At 38.8% G+C, this 16,606-nt stretch carries 17 protein-coding genes; 3 read left to right on the forward strand and 14 right to left on the reverse strand.

Annotated features, from left to right (window positions below; all coding sequences use genetic code 11):
• Nucleotides 1–23: 23 nt before the first annotated feature.
• The 7 genes from M2419_RS26680 to M2419_RS26710 form a co-directional block, all read right to left on the reverse strand.
• Nucleotides 24–950: a PstS family phosphate ABC transporter substrate-binding protein gene (locus M2419_RS26680; protein WP_227550073.1), complete on the reverse strand. Its 927-nt coding sequence runs from the start codon at nucleotides 948–950 to the stop codon at nucleotides 24–26.
• Between the two features lie 330 nt (nucleotides 951–1,280).
• On the reverse strand, nucleotides 1,281–2,165 hold the full coding sequence (locus M2419_RS26685; protein ID WP_153844505.1) for an energy transducer TonB: 885 nt from the start codon (nucleotides 2,163–2,165) through the stop codon (nucleotides 1,281–1,283).
• Between the two features lie 31 nt (nucleotides 2,166–2,196).
• Nucleotides 2,197–2,754: a biopolymer transporter ExbD gene (locus tag M2419_RS26690; protein WP_153844506.1), complete on the reverse strand. Its 558-nt coding sequence runs from the start codon at nucleotides 2,752–2,754 to the stop codon at nucleotides 2,197–2,199.
• Between the two features lie 24 nt (nucleotides 2,755–2,778).
• Nucleotides 2,779–3,441 carry a biopolymer transporter ExbD gene (locus M2419_RS26695; RefSeq protein ID WP_075990315.1) on the reverse strand — a complete coding sequence of 221 codons (663 nt, stop codon included), beginning with the start codon at nucleotides 3,439–3,441 and terminating at the stop codon, nucleotides 2,779–2,781.
• A gap of 101 nt (nucleotides 3,442–3,542) precedes the next feature.
• Nucleotides 3,543–4,367 (reverse strand): MotA/TolQ/ExbB proton channel family protein, encoded by an 825-nt coding sequence (locus M2419_RS26700; RefSeq protein ID WP_120335215.1) that lies wholly within the window; start codon nucleotides 4,365–4,367, stop codon nucleotides 3,543–3,545.
• Between the two features lie 432 nt (nucleotides 4,368–4,799).
• Complete coding sequence (locus M2419_RS26705) at nucleotides 4,800–5,150, reverse strand: translation initiation factor (RefSeq protein ID WP_153844507.1); 351 nt, start codon at nucleotides 5,148–5,150, stop codon at nucleotides 4,800–4,802.
• A gap of 4 nt (nucleotides 5,151–5,154) precedes the next feature.
• Nucleotides 5,155–6,033: a diacylglycerol kinase family protein gene (locus tag M2419_RS26710; RefSeq protein WP_153844508.1), complete on the reverse strand. Its 879-nt coding sequence runs from the start codon at nucleotides 6,031–6,033 to the stop codon at nucleotides 5,155–5,157.
• Between the two features lie 304 nt (nucleotides 6,034–6,337).
• Here M2419_RS26710 and metK point away from each other — a divergent pair, with 304 nt between their 5' ends.
• Together metK and M2419_RS26720 are read left to right on the forward strand one after the other, a co-directional pair.
• On the forward strand, nucleotides 6,338–7,591 hold the full coding sequence (metK, locus tag M2419_RS26715) for a methionine adenosyltransferase (RefSeq protein ID WP_120335217.1): 1,254 nt from the start codon (nucleotides 6,338–6,340) through the stop codon (nucleotides 7,589–7,591).
• Between the two features lie 170 nt (nucleotides 7,592–7,761).
• Nucleotides 7,762–8,166 carry a Dabb family protein gene (locus tag M2419_RS26720; RefSeq protein WP_200845542.1) on the forward strand — a complete coding sequence of 135 codons (405 nt, stop codon included), beginning with the start codon at nucleotides 7,762–7,764 and terminating at the stop codon, nucleotides 8,164–8,166.
• Here M2419_RS26720 and M2419_RS26725 read toward each other — a convergent pair.
• Genes M2419_RS26725 through M2419_RS26750 form a run of 6 tightly spaced genes read right to left on the reverse strand, consistent with a single transcriptional unit; the run spans nucleotide 8,159 to nucleotide 14,398 of the window.
• Nucleotides 8,159–9,487 (reverse strand): DUF58 domain-containing protein, encoded by a 1,329-nt coding sequence (locus M2419_RS26725; protein WP_259256266.1) that lies wholly within the window; start codon nucleotides 9,485–9,487, stop codon nucleotides 8,159–8,161. The two genes, M2419_RS26720 and M2419_RS26725, sit on opposite strands and share 8 nt — an antisense overlap.
• The gene (locus M2419_RS26730; RefSeq protein WP_153844510.1) at nucleotides 9,487–10,476 is read right to left on the reverse strand and encodes a MoxR family ATPase; all 990 of its coding nucleotides are present in this window, start codon (nucleotides 10,474–10,476) and stop codon (nucleotides 9,487–9,489) included. Before M2419_RS26730 ends, M2419_RS26725 begins: the two co-directional genes overlap by 1 nt.
• Complete coding sequence (locus M2419_RS26735; protein WP_153844511.1) at nucleotides 10,473–11,666, reverse strand: DUF4350 domain-containing protein; 1,194 nt, start codon at nucleotides 11,664–11,666, stop codon at nucleotides 10,473–10,475. The genes M2419_RS26730 and M2419_RS26735 overlap by 4 nt, the downstream gene beginning before the upstream one ends.
• A complete protein-coding gene (locus M2419_RS26740) occupies nucleotides 11,663–12,541 on the reverse strand; it encodes a DUF4129 domain-containing protein (protein WP_259256267.1) in 879 nt (292 codons plus the stop codon). The genes M2419_RS26735 and M2419_RS26740 overlap by 4 nt, the downstream gene beginning before the upstream one ends.
• Nucleotides 12,534–13,445, reverse strand: a complete 912-nt coding sequence (locus tag M2419_RS26745; protein ID WP_153844513.1) for an ABC transporter permease — start codon at nucleotides 13,443–13,445, stop codon at nucleotides 12,534–12,536. Before M2419_RS26745 ends, M2419_RS26740 begins: the two co-directional genes overlap by 8 nt.
• Nucleotides 13,436–14,398: a stage II sporulation protein M gene (locus tag M2419_RS26750; RefSeq protein WP_153844514.1), complete on the reverse strand. Its 963-nt coding sequence runs from the start codon at nucleotides 14,396–14,398 to the stop codon at nucleotides 13,436–13,438. The genes M2419_RS26745 and M2419_RS26750 overlap by 10 nt, the downstream gene beginning before the upstream one ends.
• A 114-nt stretch (nucleotides 14,399–14,512) precedes the next feature.
• Here M2419_RS26750 and M2419_RS26755 point away from each other — a divergent pair, with 114 nt between their 5' ends.
• Entirely contained in the window at nucleotides 14,513–15,244 is a 732-nt protein-coding gene (locus M2419_RS26755) for an RDD family protein (protein WP_259256268.1), read from the forward strand.
• Between the two features lie 252 nt (nucleotides 15,245–15,496).
• On the opposite strand, the gene fabD is transcribed toward M2419_RS26755, so the two are convergent.
• Entirely contained in the window at nucleotides 15,497–16,387 is an 891-nt protein-coding gene (gene fabD / locus M2419_RS26760; RefSeq protein ID WP_153844516.1) for an ACP S-malonyltransferase, read from the reverse strand.
• Nucleotides 16,388–16,606 lie beyond the last annotated feature (219 nt).

A 16,606-nucleotide genomic window follows, 5' to 3' on the forward strand; every position in this document is an offset into this window, starting at 1 on the left:
TCTATTTTTGTACTATTTATTATCTATTTAATATAACTTTCATCTCTAATAATGATCTCCCGTCCAGGCATTGTGGCAGGAACCAATCCAGCTTTCAATACAATACGTTGTCCACGATCTCCTGTCAAAAAGGCACTGAAGCCCAAACCTAAGCCCATATTCGGCTGATAGTTCATAATGTAGACAGGTCTTACAAAAGGATATAAGCCGTCGGCGATAGTCGATTGGGACGGTCGATAAAAACTGACCTTTTCTCCCTCCTTACCAACACTTTCGATGCTCAATGTACGAATTTTCTCCAATAAATTCGAATTTTTTTCTACTGCTTTTAAATACCAATTATAACCAATAACACCCACTGTATTCGCATTCTCGCTCACATATTTCATCACATCTTCACTATCTTTCAAAGCAGAAACAGCTTTCGGATCGATTTTGTTCAATTTAAAATAATCTTTCAAATAGCGCAGTGTGCTTGAATTGGCGTTGTCAAAGATCAATCGTTGTCCTGCTAAGTTACCTTCCAACAAAGACTTAACGTCCTTTTGAGGCATTATAGTATCTGCACTGTTACGATTATTGATCAATACAACTGCATCCGACGCCATTTGGAATATTTTAGGTTGAATACCTCGCTTTTTAAAGTAGCTATCTTCCTCATTTGTCAGCTTGCGCGTCAAAACAACCACATAGGCCGAATCGCCAAGCAATGCATTCACCGCTTTAATTTCAGGACGAGCGATAAGCTCCAAATTCGAGTTTGGATAAGAGCTCTCAAACACATCCGCAGATTCCTGGACAATAGGCAACAAAGTTTGATCCACAATAACAGGTAGCTTACCTGTTAAAATATCATCGCCCTCTTTCGCTTGCTTTGTTTTATTTTTACAGGAAACAAAAATGCCCATACAGATGCCAAGCATCACAAGAACCATTTTATATTTTCTCATATGATACATCATAAAATAAGACAGTTTAATTAAAAAATAGTTTAATTTTTGAAGAGAGAATTGGTTGTAGCCAAAAAGAAGAGGGCAGTTAATTAAAAATTATTTTGCCAAAGCCGTACAAACCGCATAAAAGAATACAGGATCAATACGACACCAAAGATTGTTTTGTAAGTTGGATTAATTTCAATGGGAAAATTATCCCAGAATATAATCAAAAGGCCCAAAACAAAATAAAAGCCAAACATAAATAGTCCCAAAATAGACAGAAACCGCTTCAGAGGCGATTTCTGTCTATAATTTGAACTATTATTCGAATTAAAATTTGTCATTCTAATTTTGAAGGTTCAATCGAATTGGTAAAGTGTACGCTACACGAACTGGACGGCCATTTTGAATACCAGGCTTCCATTTCTTCGCTTTCTTAAGCAACCTTACGGCTGCATCACCAGTACCATATTTCAAATCGCGTTTGATATTGATGTCTGTCAAGCTACCATCTTTTTCTACAACGAAGGATACCTCAACGACACCATTTACACCATTTTCAGTTGCAGCAGCTGGATATTCGTAGTTTGAACCAACCCAAGACATAAATGCAGCCATACCACCGATAGGCATTGGTTGAACCTCAATGGCATTAAATGGAAGAATTTCATCTCCATTACCATTTGGATCGCCTTTTGCAGCGCCAGTGATTGCACCATCTTGTTTCTTCGAACCAAATTCACCACGTGCAACAGAAGTACCAGTCGGGCTACCTTTCAAGGTAATACGTGCTGGCGTTTTATTTGGATCTTTCAACTCTTCCTGAGAAGCAACTTCTTCCACAACTTTGTTTGCAGGAGCTACTTTAGGTTCAGGGAAACGAACCAAATCTTCTTTCGGTACATCCATAGCCACTTGTTGAGGTTTTTCTTCCGGTTCTTGTGGAAGCGGCTCCTCTTCAGGCTCTGGTGGTTTGATTTCTTCAAGGTCTTCCAAAGTAACTTCAGTTACTGCTGGAGGTGCCTCAACGGCTTTCTTCGGGAACAGCTTACTTCCATAAACACTAAGGAAACTGGCTATGACTACAATGCCGATAACGACAAGAAGTCCCCTGTTAGTCGCTTTAGGCGCTAGCTTACGAAGCTCATAAGCTCCGTACTCCTTATTGCGGCCTTGAAAAACGACGTCAAGCCATTCTTTCTTAAAAATATCTAATTTTGACCCTATCATCTTATTTTAGTTTTTTGTGTCAATCTAATAACTAATCATTATAGATATTGTCACGTTTTAACACTTCCACTTCCTCTGGAGTAATCTTTCCGATCATATAGCGTTTTACGTCTACAATTTTCATCTCGTCAAGAATGTCAACAAGATTACGTTGTGTACATTTATCACTAGGTCTTATGATTACGATCATGTCTTTACCGCCTGAAACGCGAGGTATATATGCCTTTTTCTCCATTAAGACCTTACGAATCCCATCCGCACCATAACCGGCAACAGTAGGACCTTCGATCGGACGAGCAACTTGACCATACACCCAAGAGACTTTATTGTCAGAACCCAATAAAATTGTAAGTGAACGATTATCTGCTGTAAGCAATTCATCGCTTTGTTGCTCCTTAATTTTATTTTTGTCTGGCATAGCCACATCCATCGCTTGCGGTTTATTTAAGGACGTAGTCAACATGAAGAAGGTAATCAACAAGAATGCCAAATCCACCATCGCCGTAAGGTCGACCTTACCGCCATTCTTCTTGGATCTTACTTTCCCGCCTTTGCCTTTTTTACCACTATCCTGATTTAATTCTGCCATTGTTTGTTCTTATTAAATCGTCAATTATTTCTCCTCAGCACGCATGCCTGTTATGAAACTAAATTTGTTTTGCTTTTGATTGCGCAACGTTTCAATAACTAAATTAACCGAAGGATATTTTTCATTCGCATCTGCTTTGATAGCCATCTTTAAAGGTCCTGGATGCACGAAGTTTTTATCAGATGCCTCCTTTTCTTTATTTACTTCCTCAGCTGCAAGACGGGCATTTTGAACCCAGTAATACAACTCATTTGAAGTATTCTCTGTACTATCAACCGGGATACCAGTTTGCAGACCTTTTTCTGTACGCTTACTTCCATCCAAGGCCAATAATCCTTTCAATTTAGACATTGGTACACCAAAGTTTTCCATCAATTTGAAACGATCGTAATCTTCTTGTGAAAAGCCAACGCCATATTTTGCTGACATTCTTTCTAGTGCTTTTACGCGAACTTGTTGATCAGTCGTACCGAAGAAAACTTTACCTTGATCGCCTATTGTGATCATACCCACATTTGAATCAGGTAACTTATCTTTCGTAGTCGATGCTGGGGTATCCACCGTCAATGCTTCCGGTTGGCGCGCAGTCGCCGTTAAGACGAAGAACGTAAGCAGTAAGAACGATACGTCACACATCGCTGTCATGTCGATCGACGTACTGGCTCTTTTTACTTTTGCTTTACCCATTTTAAATTCTTCTTTTTAAATTAAAAACTCAATCTTCTATCCTATGATGCTTTTAATTTTTGATTTCCATAAAATAAAATCAAAAACTTTCATCATAGTTCTTATTTGTGGTTTGCAGCGTATGTTTGTACGATTGAGAAACCAGCTTCGTCGATAGAGTAAGTTAATTTATCGATTTTTGCAGTAAAGATGTTATACAATACGATAGCGAATGTTGAAGTCGCGATACCAGTTGCTGTATTGATCAAGGCCTCAGAGATACCGTTTGCCAATTTAGCTGAATCTGGAGCACCACCTGTTGCCAATGCCGAGAAGGCTTTGATCATACCTGTTACCGTACCCAATAGACCACATAATGTACCGATAGAAACTAATGTAGCGATAACGTTTAAGTTTTTCTCTAACATTGGCATTTCTAATGCTGTAGTTTCTTCGATTTCTTTTTGAATTGCAATAGCAGCTTTTTCAGTGTTTACTTCAGGATCTGCAGATACTGATTTGTATTTCAATAAACCAGCTTTTACAACATTTGCTACTGAACCTTTTTGTTTGTCACACTCAGCGATAGCTGAATCGATGTTTCCGCCATTGATTAACGTTTGGATCTTTCTAACGAAGTTCCCTACGTTACCTGTACCAGATGCTTTGTTGATAACGATAAAACGTTCTACGGAGAAAACCCATACCATTAAGAATAAACCAAGCAAAACAGGAACGATAGCACCAGCATGGTAAACCATTCCTAAATAGTTACCTGGATTTGGAGCATTTTCATTATTGTTGTCAACAAAGTTTGTAGGGTTACCCATTACAAATTTCCATAAACAGAAACCAACGATGAAACAGATGATGATTGCAGCTTGAGCGAAGAAAGATCCTCCGTTGTTGCTCTCTTGTTTTGCAGCAGTTTTAGGTGCGTTTGCCATTTTTCTAATTTTTAGTTTTTTACTGTTGTTTAAATATATAATGTTGTTTAAATTATATGCACTCTTATTCGCTTTTGAAACCAATTTTGCAAAGCAAATTTAATATTTAATGTCAAATTTAAAATATTCCTCTTAAATATATAAAAAAAATCAAATTTGTTTTTAAAACTGAATACACCATTAATCAGTGTTATTTTTCTCAGCAGTTCCCGTTATATAATCATTGTTAGTTTATGCTAAATCGCTTATTCGCAATAATTATTTTACAATGAAAGCCATTTTTTTTTTGATATGCAAAAAAATCAAGGATTTTAAACGACAAAAAGTAAGTGATTACTCATGTTTCTGAACAATCAGACATCCTACACCTAAAGCATACTTGCCTAATAGACAATTCATTAGATTTGCCACTATTATCCCTGATATACTTGTTCAACCACCAACTAATTTTACGCGATACCCCTCTTTAAGTAACAAATCATAGATCTTTTGTTTAAACTCTCCCTGAATGATAATCTCCCCGTCCTTCACTGTTCCGCCAACTCCACACTTCGTTTTCAACAATTTACCTAAATTCTCCAAGTCTTCCACTTTTCCAACAAACCCCGTAACCAACGTAACAACTTTCCCCTTCCGCATCTTCCGGTCAAGCTGTACTTTTAGGTTTTGCTGATTTACAGATAACGTATCAGCTTCCTGAAAAAAATCAGCCAGCTGATAGCTGAAGCTGTCATCTGTTGAATATACAACGCCCTCATAGGACTGTTTCTTATTTTTACTCATGATCTTAACAAATTATCTTTAACGCTTTTGGCATAATGGAAATATCCAATTTATCGCCAAGTTCGATCGGCTCCCCATCCACATGAACCGGTGAAACCTTATCAATCTCGATCTGTATGTTCTTTCCGGGAATGATCTCGACATAACTGGATTGATCTGCCGATTTATTAAAAAGATGGAAAATCATCTTTGGTAAAATGTAAAGCGGAAATTTGTGCACGATACAGACATCTAAAATGCCATCGTTAACCGAAGCCTGTGGCGCTATATAGGCATTATTTCCATATTGGGGAGAGTTCGCTACACTGATCATAAACGCTTGCCTTTCGTACATTTTTCCATCAATCGTCAATTTATAATGTGCAGGTTGGTATTTACTGAGCACATTAAAAACCGACTTCATATACCCCAAAGGTCCACGAATATTTTCATTGGCAAAATTTTCACTTACAGATGCATCAAATCCCAAACCCGCGATATTAAAAAAACGTCTATCATTAATTACACCACAATCCACCTCTATCGATTCAAAACGATTAATCCGACGGATCGCAGCAGCTTCATTCATTGGAACCCCCAAGTAGAGCGCCAAGCCGTTGCCAGAGCCTTCAGGAATAATCCCCAATGGAATTCCAGATCCTACCAAAGCGGACCCTAGCTCATTGATCGTCCCATCACCACCAACCGCTATGACTGCATCATAGCCTTCTTTGATCGCTTTCAGCCCAATTTCGTAAGCATGGTTCGGTCTCGCAGTCTGCTGGAAAGTAGGATCAAACTTCTGCAAATCAAGCACATCCAGCACTTGTTTTTTAAAGGAAGTTTTATTTTTCCCCCCTGAAATAGGATTAATAACAAACAGTATTTGTTTACGTTCTGACATATCCAAAGATAGCGGAAATTACCAATTTCTTAAAATAATGTAATCTTTATACTAATTAACGCACTTCCCTATGATTTTAAAAGTTAAAATATAAATTTGATTTTAAATAATCCTCAAAGTATTGTAGCTTTGTCGCACAAAAAATAGAATGTGGACTGATTTGCGTGCTGTTGCGTTACAAGGCAACGACAAGGAGATTGCAACCACAGTAAAAAAGTGCTAAAAACCCTTCGCTATCACGGCTCTTATCACTTTGCTGTTATTTCATTCTAGCGCAAATCCAATATTAAAAATTACGTAAAGCATGGCTTATTTATTTACGTCAGAATCTGTTTCTGAAGGGCATCCAGACAAAATTGCGGATCAAATTTCAGATGCATTAATAGACAATTTTTTAGCATGGGACGAGGATTCTCGCGTCGCTATTGAAACACTAGTAACCACAGGACAGGTTGTCCTTGCGGGGGAAGTTAAATCAAACATATACCTCGATGTTCAGAAAATAGCCCGTTCGGTGATCCAAAAGATTGGCTACACCAAATCTGAATACATGTTCGAGGCAAACTCCTGTGGCGTTCTTTCGGCGATTCACGAGCAGTCTGCTGATATCAACCAGGGTGTAGACCGCAAGACAAGACAAGAACAGGGTGCGGGCGACCAAGGAATCATGTTCGGTTATGCAAACAACGAGACTGAAAATTTTATGCCTCTGGCATTGGACCTATCGCATCGCTTACTTTATGAGTTGGCCGAGCTCCGCCGCGAAAATAACGAAATCCAGTATTTGCGCCCGGACGCAAAATCTCAGGTTACACTTGAGTATAGTGACGACCACAAACCAAAAAGAATTGAAGCAATCGTAATCTCTACACAACATGACGACTTCGATACGGAACAAGTTATGTTGGATAAAATTACACATGACATCAAAACGATCTTAATTCCACGTGTTAAAGCACAATTGAAACCAGAACTTCAGTTGTTATTTAACGATGAAATTAAGTTTCATATCAATCCAACGGGAAAATTTGTTATCGGTGGACCTCACGGAGATACAGGACTTACCGGTCGTAAGATCATTGTCGACACCTACGGCGGCCGAGGTGCACATGGTGGAGGGGCTTTCTCAGGAAAAGATCCATCTAAGGTAGACCGTTCAGCTGCATACGCAACGCGCCATATTGCCAAAAACTTAGTAGCAGCAGGTGTTGCAGATGAAATTCTGGTACAGATTTCCTATGCAATTGGTGTAAAAGATCCTATGGGAATTTATGTAAATACCTATGGAACGAGCAAAGTAAATTTGACCGATGGCCAGATTGCCGAAAAAATCGCACATTTATTTGATATGACTCCATACGGAATTGAAACGCGTCTGGGTCTGAGAAATCCAATTTATTCAGAAACGGCAGCCTATGGACACATGGGAAGAACACCAAGAAAAGTAACCAAGGAATTCGAAAGCTCAACCGGCGAGAAAAAGCAGATTGAGGTTGAACTTTTCACTTGGGAAAAACTGGATTATATCGATAAAGTGAAGGAAGAGTTTGGTTTATAAGAGCTAAACATCCATAAAGAGATAAAAGGGGGACATTATGTCTCCCTTTTTGTTTGCTGAAAACGTCTATTTTTCATTAATCACGAGAACCCTTCTCTCACGATCAGCGTCATTGGTGTTGGTGAATTCACGAAGGTTTTGTATCTTAAAGCTTCTAAACCGTTTCGATCATGAAAAGACGCAACTTTCTTCTAACACCCATGGTGCTCGTAACTGCTCCCACATGGGCAAATACAGTTCAATCGGATGAGGCTATCGAGTCCAGCACCATTGTCCATGTTGTTAATTTTTGGCTAAAAAAAGATCTCAGTGAAAAAGAAAAAAAGAATTTTGTTGGATTTTTTGAGGATCTTCGAAAAATCGACGTCATCAAAACTCTTAATTATGGCGTTCCGGCTCAGACAAACCCGAGACCTGTCGTAGACAACAGCTTTGACTATACGTTGATTGTCACTTTCAAAAACCTTAAAGATATTACAACGTACGAGACACATCCAATCCATTTAAAAGCGATCGAAAAATATCAACATCTCTGGACAAAAGTAACGGTTAAAGATACCTCCATCATTAAATAAGGCCGCGTGCCTTAATTTCCAAATATTTATTGATGGAGTTAATGGTCAGGTTTTCGGGCGCTGTATAGATTGTCTGAAACCCATTGCGAATCAGTTCCTGTACGATAAGTTGTTTCTCATAGATAAACTTTTCAGCAATGACCTGGTTGTAAATATCTATTGTCTTTTTCGGCGTACTCTTCGCTAAATCCTCTATTTCTACGTTTTTAAAAACAACAACGACAATAATGTGGCTTCTATTTAACATCGACAGATAATTTATCTGACGTCTTAAGGAATCTAAGGTCTCAAAATTTGTATAGACAAAAATCAGCGAACGTTTATTAATATGTGCATTGGCATAACTATATAATCTTCCAAATTCCGACTCCTCAAATTTGGTCGACACCTGGTATAGTGCTTCCGAAATCTTGTGCATTTGATTATTCCTCTTCTCAGCGGCTATAAATGCATTGATATCATTTGAAAAGGTTAATAATCCGGCACGGTCCTGCTTTAAGATGGTCGCATTGGAAAGAACGAGTGCTGCATTGATCGAGTAGTCCAATAAGGTAAGACCGTTGAATGGCATGCGCATTGCACGACCTAGATCAATAAAAGAATAAATTGGCTGAGACTTCTCCTCTTCGTACTGATTGACCATCAGCTTCTTTACTTTTGCAGATGCCTTCCAGTTCATGTGTCTATAATCATCCCCCTGCACATACTCTCTAACATGGTCAAATTCCATAGCCGAACCAATCCGTCTAATACGCTTTATACCCAGTTCATTCAACCGATTACTTGTTGCCAAAAGCTGATATTTTCGCAGTTGAATATAGGATGGATAACAGGGTATTTCCTGTTCTTGATTGGTAACAAACCTTCTTTTGAAAAATCCAAAACGCTTAACCAAAGCCATACAACGACCAAACTGATAAACTCCCCTTTGTGTGGGTCGCAAGGAAAACGAAATTTCCGAGCGCTGAAAGGCCGGCAAGCTTGTCGCAAAATCTTTATCCCGAATTTGAAGCTGTACCGGAAACTCCTCCAAAATATCCACTTTTGTCCCAAACGGGTAAAAAGAATTCACAATCAGCCGCATCGGGTTTTCATCGCCATTGGATAATTTTTCAGGATATATCCTTGTGATCTCAATTCGCCCCTTTCCTGAAAACAAGACAATAAAATCAAAAGCCAAAACAGCCAACCATATCCAAAAAACAATCCATGCCACAATCAACAATCCTTTAACGAAAAAAGAAAATGTAAAGAGTGTTGCTACACCTAATAGGGAGTAGAAGAATTGATTTGCTAGAAAAAGCTGCTTTAATTTCTTCATTATCTTGGAATTTCTACAGAATTAATGATTTGGTCGATGACATAAGCGGTGGTAAATCCTTCCATTTCCCTTTCTGGAGTCAACATGACACGGTGGCCCAATACGGCAGATGCTACCCTCCGAATATCCTCAGGAGTAACAAAGTCTCGGCCTGTCAACGCAGCTGAAGCCTTTGCTGATTCCAACAAAGCAATAGAAGCCCGCGGTGATGCCCCAAGGGTCAAACTTGGATTAGTTCTTGTCTTTATAATAACTTGAGCAATATAAGTTAACAACTCCTCGTGAACAAAGATAGATTTGATCAATTTCTGAAATTCTAAAATTTCTGCGGCCGAGACTACAGCCTGAACCTGATCCTCCTTATTCTGTGCTTTTTGGGCATGGTGCTCCTTTAATATTTCCAGTTCCTGTTCAAGTTCAGGATAATTCACATTGATCTTAAACAAGAAACGATCGAGCTGAGCTTCCGGCAATCGATAAGTACCTTCGTGTTCGATGGGGTTTTGCGTCGCAAAAACAACAAACGGTCCTGGCAATCGATAAGTCGTTCCATCGACCGACACTTGTTGCTCCGCCATACTTTCAAAAAGTGCAGCTTGTGTCTTTGCCGGAGCACGGTTGATTTCATCGATTAAAACAATATTTGCAAAAATAGGTCCTCTACGAAATTCAAATTCATTACTTTTCAAATCGAGTATCGACGATCCTGTTACATCCGAAGGCATTAAATCCGGTGTAAATTGAATCCGCTTGAATTCACTGTGAATAGTTTTGGCAATCAATTTTGCGGATAATGTTTTTGCTACCCCAGGTAAGCCCTCGATCAAAGAATGCCCTGAAGCCAAGATCGAGATTAAGAGCATATCAATCAATTGATCTTGCCCAACGATTACTTTTTTCACCTCCGACTTTACCTGCGCCATTTTATCGAATAAAACTGACACATCTATTCGGTTTTCAAAAGATATATATTTATCGAAGTCACTCATATCATTTTTGCTTTATGTTTAAACTCTTCTATTGTATCATTAATCAATTTGAGATCAGCCACATCATGTTGTTTAGCATCTTCCATACGAACAATCAGCCGGATTAAAGATTGTGTCTCTGCGAGCGAAACCCCAGACCGCTCAGCCAGCTCCTCACTGAACTCTTCTTCCCGCAACATCAGCGTGTCCAAATGAAACCGCATCCGAAGATCGTGCAGGAAGTAATCTATTTTTTTTGCGACCATATTACCTGGTGCACCATTTTCATAATATAAAGTAGCGATGGTTCCACAGAACTCCTTCGAGAGATTTGGTTCCGGGCTCACTACCGCCACAGCCCGTTGCTCACGTCTACTTCTAAACACAAGCAAAAGGACTAGCCCCGCTAACAAAACATACCATGCTTGCCTAAGACCATCATTCATAAGCAATACACGCAAAGGAGTCCGATATTGCCCCATATTCGCTTTAAAATCATACCAAGCGATCGGCTTATCATTTAGATAAGATAACGACTTAGCAACATAGGCATATTGCGAGGCGGAATTCAGCAAGTAATAGTTCCCAAATAAATCAGGGGTCAGGTGAAGATAGAACGTTCCTTTACCAAATTGAACCGCGATGAAGTTCGGTAGCGCAAATTCCTTATAGGTGATCGAGCCCAAAATGGTCGCATTTTTAGGAAGTTTTTTAAATACTTCGCCAAGATCTGATTTACTGTAATGAATTTTATTGTTATCGTTCATCAACCGCACGCGCAACTGACTTTTTATATTTACACCTTTTTTAAAACCATAGAAATTATCTGCTTCCAAACCCAGGGAATCCAATAGATAATTATCAATATCCTCGGCTACAATCATTGCTTTCCCACCCCGGTTTACATAATCCAGTAACTTATCTTCCGCTGCTTCACCCATCGAAAAATAGGACGTATAAAAAAATAAGTTAGCGTCTGTTTTCTTTGTGCTATCCAGATACTCATACAATGGTCGCTCAATTGTTGTATTCTTTTGATCAATGATATGCTTCAGTTCTTGACGCAATACATAAGCTCCAAAGGGATTTTTATCCTTTGCATCAAAAGTCCGATCCCAGATAATAGGTTTCTTACTTGTTGCATCGATAAGAGCTATTAGCACTAACACAACAGTCAATAATATCAATCCAAATTTTACCGATCCCTTCATTTAATCTGTTTTTGATATTGGTGAAACAATTGCTGATATTGACTAAAATTGTCTTCTGTCAATTCAAATTGACCAAACCAGACATAATCAAATATTCTTGTACATTCAGCAAATCCACGACGGAGCTCCTCGTTTTGAATCTCTTCTGCAAATTCAGCATTTGTTTTGCTCAGCTTCCATTTTATATGATCTGATTGCGCTAGTTTTTGAATATTCAATAGCTGTAAGTATCGGATTCCCAATGCATAATTCCTTTGGGCAATAGCCTCTTGAATATAAGGTTCTAGGTTGCTATTCATCAGATTTCGCTCCACATAGGCTAAAACGTCAAGTTCACTCTCCTCTTCACTATGTTTAATAAAATATTGTTTCCTGTTGTAGAGTACTTTATAGAGGATAAACGCTAATGCAATAACAGCTAAAAAGGCAAATACGTAGCCAAACTCTTCCCGAAATTTATAGGGATTATCTGGCATGATGCTTCCAATCCAATCCGCGAGTCGGGCAAGGATTCGCTGTAATACGCCTACCCGATCTTTAATATTTTCAGAATAAACAAAATCGTCCGTCTCGTATCTTTTGATGATATCCTGATAAGGATCCATTTTAAACGAACGTTCTTCGGTATATTTTGGAATCGAATCAAATAATGTGGGATCCCACAGGTCAATTTCATCTTTTTCCTTTTGGCCATTAAGTGCCTTTACGGCTATCGAGTCAATAGCGACAGAATCGGCTACCACTAAGGTAGAATCTATTTGCACATTAAGTGAATCAATCCTATCGCTGTTGGATTCTGTATTCCTTGGTTTGGGATCACAGGCATATATAATCGACAAACAGGCAATGCAGAAAAAAGACAAGAGTTTATTCATCTTTTCCTCCTATCTTTTCGATCATGCCATAAATACGTTCTCCAAATTTGAGATCCTTGGCCGTTTCGTAAATAATACCGTTGGCCAAAACACCGGACATATAAAGAAATAGGGTAAATAGTGTAATAAATAAGCCCCCAAATGTCATCAGCAGTTTTCCCCAGGATGAGTCAAAGAAGGCGGCATCTATTCCAAGGAAGTTGAACGACAAAAGCCCCATGATAATCAATGGTACAATGGAAATCATCATGACAGCCATTTGGAAAATAAAATTCACGATATAGGTGGCAATACCATACTGAATCAATTTTTTGCTCAGCATCACATAGGCGTCCGTAAAACAACTGCCCAGATCCGAATAGCCTTCACGATAAAATAAAAATGAGCAAAATAACCAGATGCCAACCATGGACCCCAAAATACCGATCGCAAAACTTCCGACGAAAGGGATAAAAGCACAAATTGCAGCGACGATGGCCAGGGGAATAAAGACGACAATTAATGCCAATATCATGGCAATTAAAAACATAAAGTATTTCCCGAGGTTTGATCTGAAATTCTTCAGCACCTCCGCTCCCGAAAATGCTGTACTTTTGCGCTCTTTGAGCAGTACAAAATATTCGATAGAAATACCATAAACGTACAGCCCCAAAGCTATCAGTGCCAGAATGAGTAATCCAGCCCAAGTAAAAGCATCGATATCCTCAAAAGAATCACTGTTGGCAGAGAATGTGATTTTTGTAGACAGAAAATAATAAACCAAGGCAATCCCCGCCAGTGGCAGAGCAGATAAACCAAAAATAGTAGAAACAAAGTGCCTATAGATCAATTTAAAAAGGTCTATAAAACTTTGGACAAAGTCCCCTATCTTCCGTTCTTTTTGAAATTCAAAGTCTATTTCCATTGAAATCGTTTTGCTAGTCGATAAGGATTAATAACATAAAAATAAAGGATAGCCAGTAAGGATAAAACGATTATCAATAAACATAACCAAATTGACACATTATAATACCGTGTTACAAAACCTTCCAATGTACCAGCGATAATAAAAAAAGGAATTGTGCTGACGAGAACTTTCATCGCAATCTTTGCTGTACGGACAAAAGATGTCAAACGTGTAAACGATTTAGGAAATAGAATGCTATTACCGATGGCCAACCCGCATCCTCCAGCCACAATAATTACCGAAATCTCAATAGTGCCATGAATCCAAATCGCTGACATGGCTTTCCCCATAACGCCATACTGGAAAAACATATGGTGAAATGCACCAAGCATAATACCATTGCTAAACAAAACATAACCTGTACCTACACTGAAAAATAGCCCAGCAGCAAAGGCCATAAAAGCAACCCGCACATTATTAATCGTAATCCAAATTGCTGAGCCAAAGTCACTTCCCTTTCCATATACCGCAGCAGGATCTCCTGCTTTTATGCTTTCTATCGTCGAATCGACATAGTAGTCACCTAAAATAAGCCGAATAAAATCCATATCGTATACAGACGATACAAAACCAATGACCGAAGCCAAAACAAAAATTAAGAATGAATACAGCAAGGGTCGGCGAATCGACCAAATCGCCTGCGGTATCTCTTCATTGATAAAAGATTTAAACTTATTATTGGAAGCTTTCTGATCTTTATAGATTTTCTGATGGACGGTTACGGCCAATTCATTCAGATAAGCCTTTACCTTACTTTCAGGATAAAAGGTTTGTGCATACGCCAGATCATTTGTGAGCTCAATGTAATTTGAGGCCAATTCATCTGGATCAACCTGCATATTAATTGATAAATTATTTTCAATTAACGTCCATTTTTCTTTATTTCGTTCTACAAAGGATGCTTCTCTCATTAATTTTTTTAACTGGCATAACCAAATATAGGAAATATCCATGATTGAAAAGCACAAATTAGAGCTAAAATGACCTAGATATTCTATATTACATTAAATTCAACTAATTTGCATATGAATAAGCTTGAGATAAATACGGCACAAAATGTAAAAATCGAATATAATCTTGCCAGTCTTGGCTCAAGAATGATCGCATTTGCAATAGATTATTTTATTATAGTCTGTTATTATTTCTTTTGCTTTTTTCTCTTGGACAGCATAAACATGAACGCAGGAGATTCCTATCTCTTTTATGGGATTATGATGGCATTGACCTTACCTGCATTTTTTTTTACTTTGATTACTGAAACAGCTTTCGGAGGCCAAACAGTCGGCAAGAAAATCATGAAAATAAAGGTCGTCAAACTTGACGGATCGCGTGCCAACTTCTATCAGTACTTATCCAGATGGAGTCTATCTATTGTAGATATCTGGATGACGATGGGTGGTGTCGCCATTACTTCGATCGTTTTATCCAAAAATGGACAACGCATTGGAGATATTGCTGGTGAAACTTCTGTTATCAGTCTCAAACCCACCTTAAAATTGAGCGACACAATCTACGAAGAGACATTCGACAATCACCCTATCCTATTTCCTCAAGTGATTAAATTGAGTGATAAAGATGCCAACTCAGTCAAAGAGATCTATCAAACAGCTTTTGATAGAAGAGATGTAGGAATTTTAACTGCTTTAGTACAACGGCTGGAAACGGTGATGGAGGTTAAACATCCGGAAAAAATGACCCCCAATGATTTTGTCCTGCAAGTCATGAAAGATCATTACAGTATGTTTAAGGATAAATAGTTTTTAAGCCCATAGTTGATTCGGCATTCTCTCGGTTAAAAAACGGATATCGATCGGAGCTCGTTCGGTGTTTATTCGGTTGCAACCGAAGAAACACCGAACGAGCTCCGAAAATGATCCCTACGTCTTATCCATTTTTACAGGGAATTCTTGATGTGATTCCGATTTTTCGTTCATAAAAAATGCCCTCAAAAAGTTGGACACTTTTTGAGGGCATTGCAAAATAATTCCTTTTTTATACTGAATATTTTGTTACGCGGTCACTGATGCTGCGGAAGTCTGAACTTGACGGTCGACCTTCTTAACCAATCCCTGCAATACATTTCCTGGACCAACTTCTACAAAAGCTGTTGCACCATCGGCCAACATATTTTGTACTGTCTGCGTCCATCGTACAGCGCCAGTTAATTGCGCAATAAGATTTTGCTTGATAATCGCTGGATCTGTCTGTGGTTTGGCATCGATATTTTGATAGATCGGACAGCTAGGCGACAAAATGTCTACAGCTTCTATAGCCGCTTGCAATTCAACTTTGGCAGATTCCATTAGTGGTGAGTGAAATGCTCCACCCACGTTTAATTTTAATGCGCGCTTAGCACCAGCCTCGGTCAATAAAGCACAAGCTTTATCCACACCTTCAATAGATCCCGAAATAACCAATTGCCCAGGACAGTTATAATTTGCAGCTACCACGACATCATCAACCTGAGCACAGATATCTTCCACTATAGCATCTTCCAGACCTAATATCGCAGCCATCGTTGAAGGTTGAAGCTCACATGCTTTTTGCATCGCATTAGCACGTTGTGCAACCAATTTCAAGCCATCTTCAAAGCTCAATGCACCGGCTGATACCAAAGCCGAAAACTCACCTAATGAGTGGCCTGCAACCATGTCCGGTTGAAAAGACTCTCCCAAGGCTTTCGCCAAAATAACCGAATGCAAGAAAATAGCAGGTTGGGTTACTTTCGTTTGTTTCAATTCCTCATCCGTACCGGAAAACATAATATCCGTGATGCGGAACCCTAAAATATCGTTAGCCTGTTCGAACAAGGCTTTCGTTTCATCATTTAAATTATACAGGTCTTGCCCCATTCCAACAAATTGGGCCCCTTGACCAGGAAATACATATGCTGTTTTCATCCCTTATATTTTTTATTCATTTATTTGTCTGCTACCATAGGTATTGAATCTGCCTTAGGCAGTCAATGGTTGAGAAGAACGAATTCCCGTAAGCGCAAACTTAGATAAATTGCTTTTTATATGCAATATAAATTCATGTCAGCCAGCTATTATTCCCATCGTCGGCCCATCGATCTCATATTATTCATCTCCTCTGAAAGGTCTAAATCGGTCCTTAAA

The sequence above is a fragment of the Sphingobacterium sp. BIGb0116 genome (assembly GCF_024808035.1).
Classification (GTDB): domain Bacteria; phylum Bacteroidota; class Bacteroidia; order Sphingobacteriales; family Sphingobacteriaceae; genus Sphingobacterium; species Sphingobacterium paramultivorum.

Bases quoted from the DNA above. Each gene is read 5' to 3' on its own strand.
- M2419_RS26680 (WP_227550073.1), bottom strand. From the start codon at position 950: ATGAGAAAATATAAAATGGTTCTTGTGATGCTTGGCATCTGTATGGGC.
- M2419_RS26685 (WP_153844505.1), bottom strand. From the start codon at position 2,165: ATGATAGGGTCAAAATTAGATATTTTTAAGAAAGAATGGCTTGACGTC.
- M2419_RS26690 (WP_153844506.1), bottom strand. From the start codon at position 2,754: ATGGCAGAATTAAATCAGGATAGTGGTAAAAAAGGCAAAGGCGGGAAA.
- M2419_RS26695 (WP_075990315.1), bottom strand. From the start codon at position 3,441: ATGGGTAAAGCAAAAGTAAAAAGAGCCAGTACGTCGATCGACATGACA.
- M2419_RS26700 (WP_120335215.1), bottom strand. From the start codon at position 4,367: ATGGCAAACGCACCTAAAACTGCTGCAAAACAAGAGAGCAACAACGGA.
- M2419_RS26705 (WP_153844507.1), bottom strand. From the start codon at position 5,150: ATGAGTAAAAATAAGAAACAGTCCTATGAGGGCGTTGTATATTCAACA.
- M2419_RS26710 (WP_153844508.1), bottom strand. From the start codon at position 6,033: ATGTCAGAACGTAAACAAATACTGTTTGTTATTAATCCTATTTCAGGG.
- metK (WP_120335217.1), top strand. From the start codon at position 6,338: ATGGCTTATTTATTTACGTCAGAATCTGTTTCTGAAGGGCATCCAGAC.
- M2419_RS26720 (WP_200845542.1), top strand. From the start codon at position 7,762: ATGAAAAGACGCAACTTTCTTCTAACACCCATGGTGCTCGTAACTGCT.
- M2419_RS26725 (WP_259256266.1), bottom strand. From the start codon at position 9,487: ATGAAGAAATTAAAGCAGCTTTTTCTAGCAAATCAATTCTTCTACTCC.
- M2419_RS26730 (WP_153844510.1), bottom strand. From the start codon at position 10,476: ATGAGTGACTTCGATAAATATATATCTTTTGAAAACCGAATAGATGTG.
- M2419_RS26735 (WP_153844511.1), bottom strand. From the start codon at position 11,666: ATGAAGGGATCGGTAAAATTTGGATTGATATTATTGACTGTTGTGTTA.
- M2419_RS26740 (WP_259256267.1), bottom strand. From the start codon at position 12,541: ATGAATAAACTCTTGTCTTTTTTCTGCATTGCCTGTTTGTCGATTATA.
- M2419_RS26745 (WP_153844513.1), bottom strand. From the start codon at position 13,445: ATGGAAATAGACTTTGAATTTCAAAAAGAACGGAAGATAGGGGACTTT.
- M2419_RS26750 (WP_153844514.1), bottom strand. From the start codon at position 14,398: ATGAGAGAAGCATCCTTTGTAGAACGAAATAAAGAAAAATGGACGTTA.
- M2419_RS26755 (WP_259256268.1), top strand. From the start codon at position 14,513: ATGAATAAGCTTGAGATAAATACGGCACAAAATGTAAAAATCGAATAT.
- fabD (WP_153844516.1), bottom strand. From the start codon at position 16,387: ATGAAAACAGCATATGTATTTCCTGGTCAAGGGGCCCAATTTGTTGGA.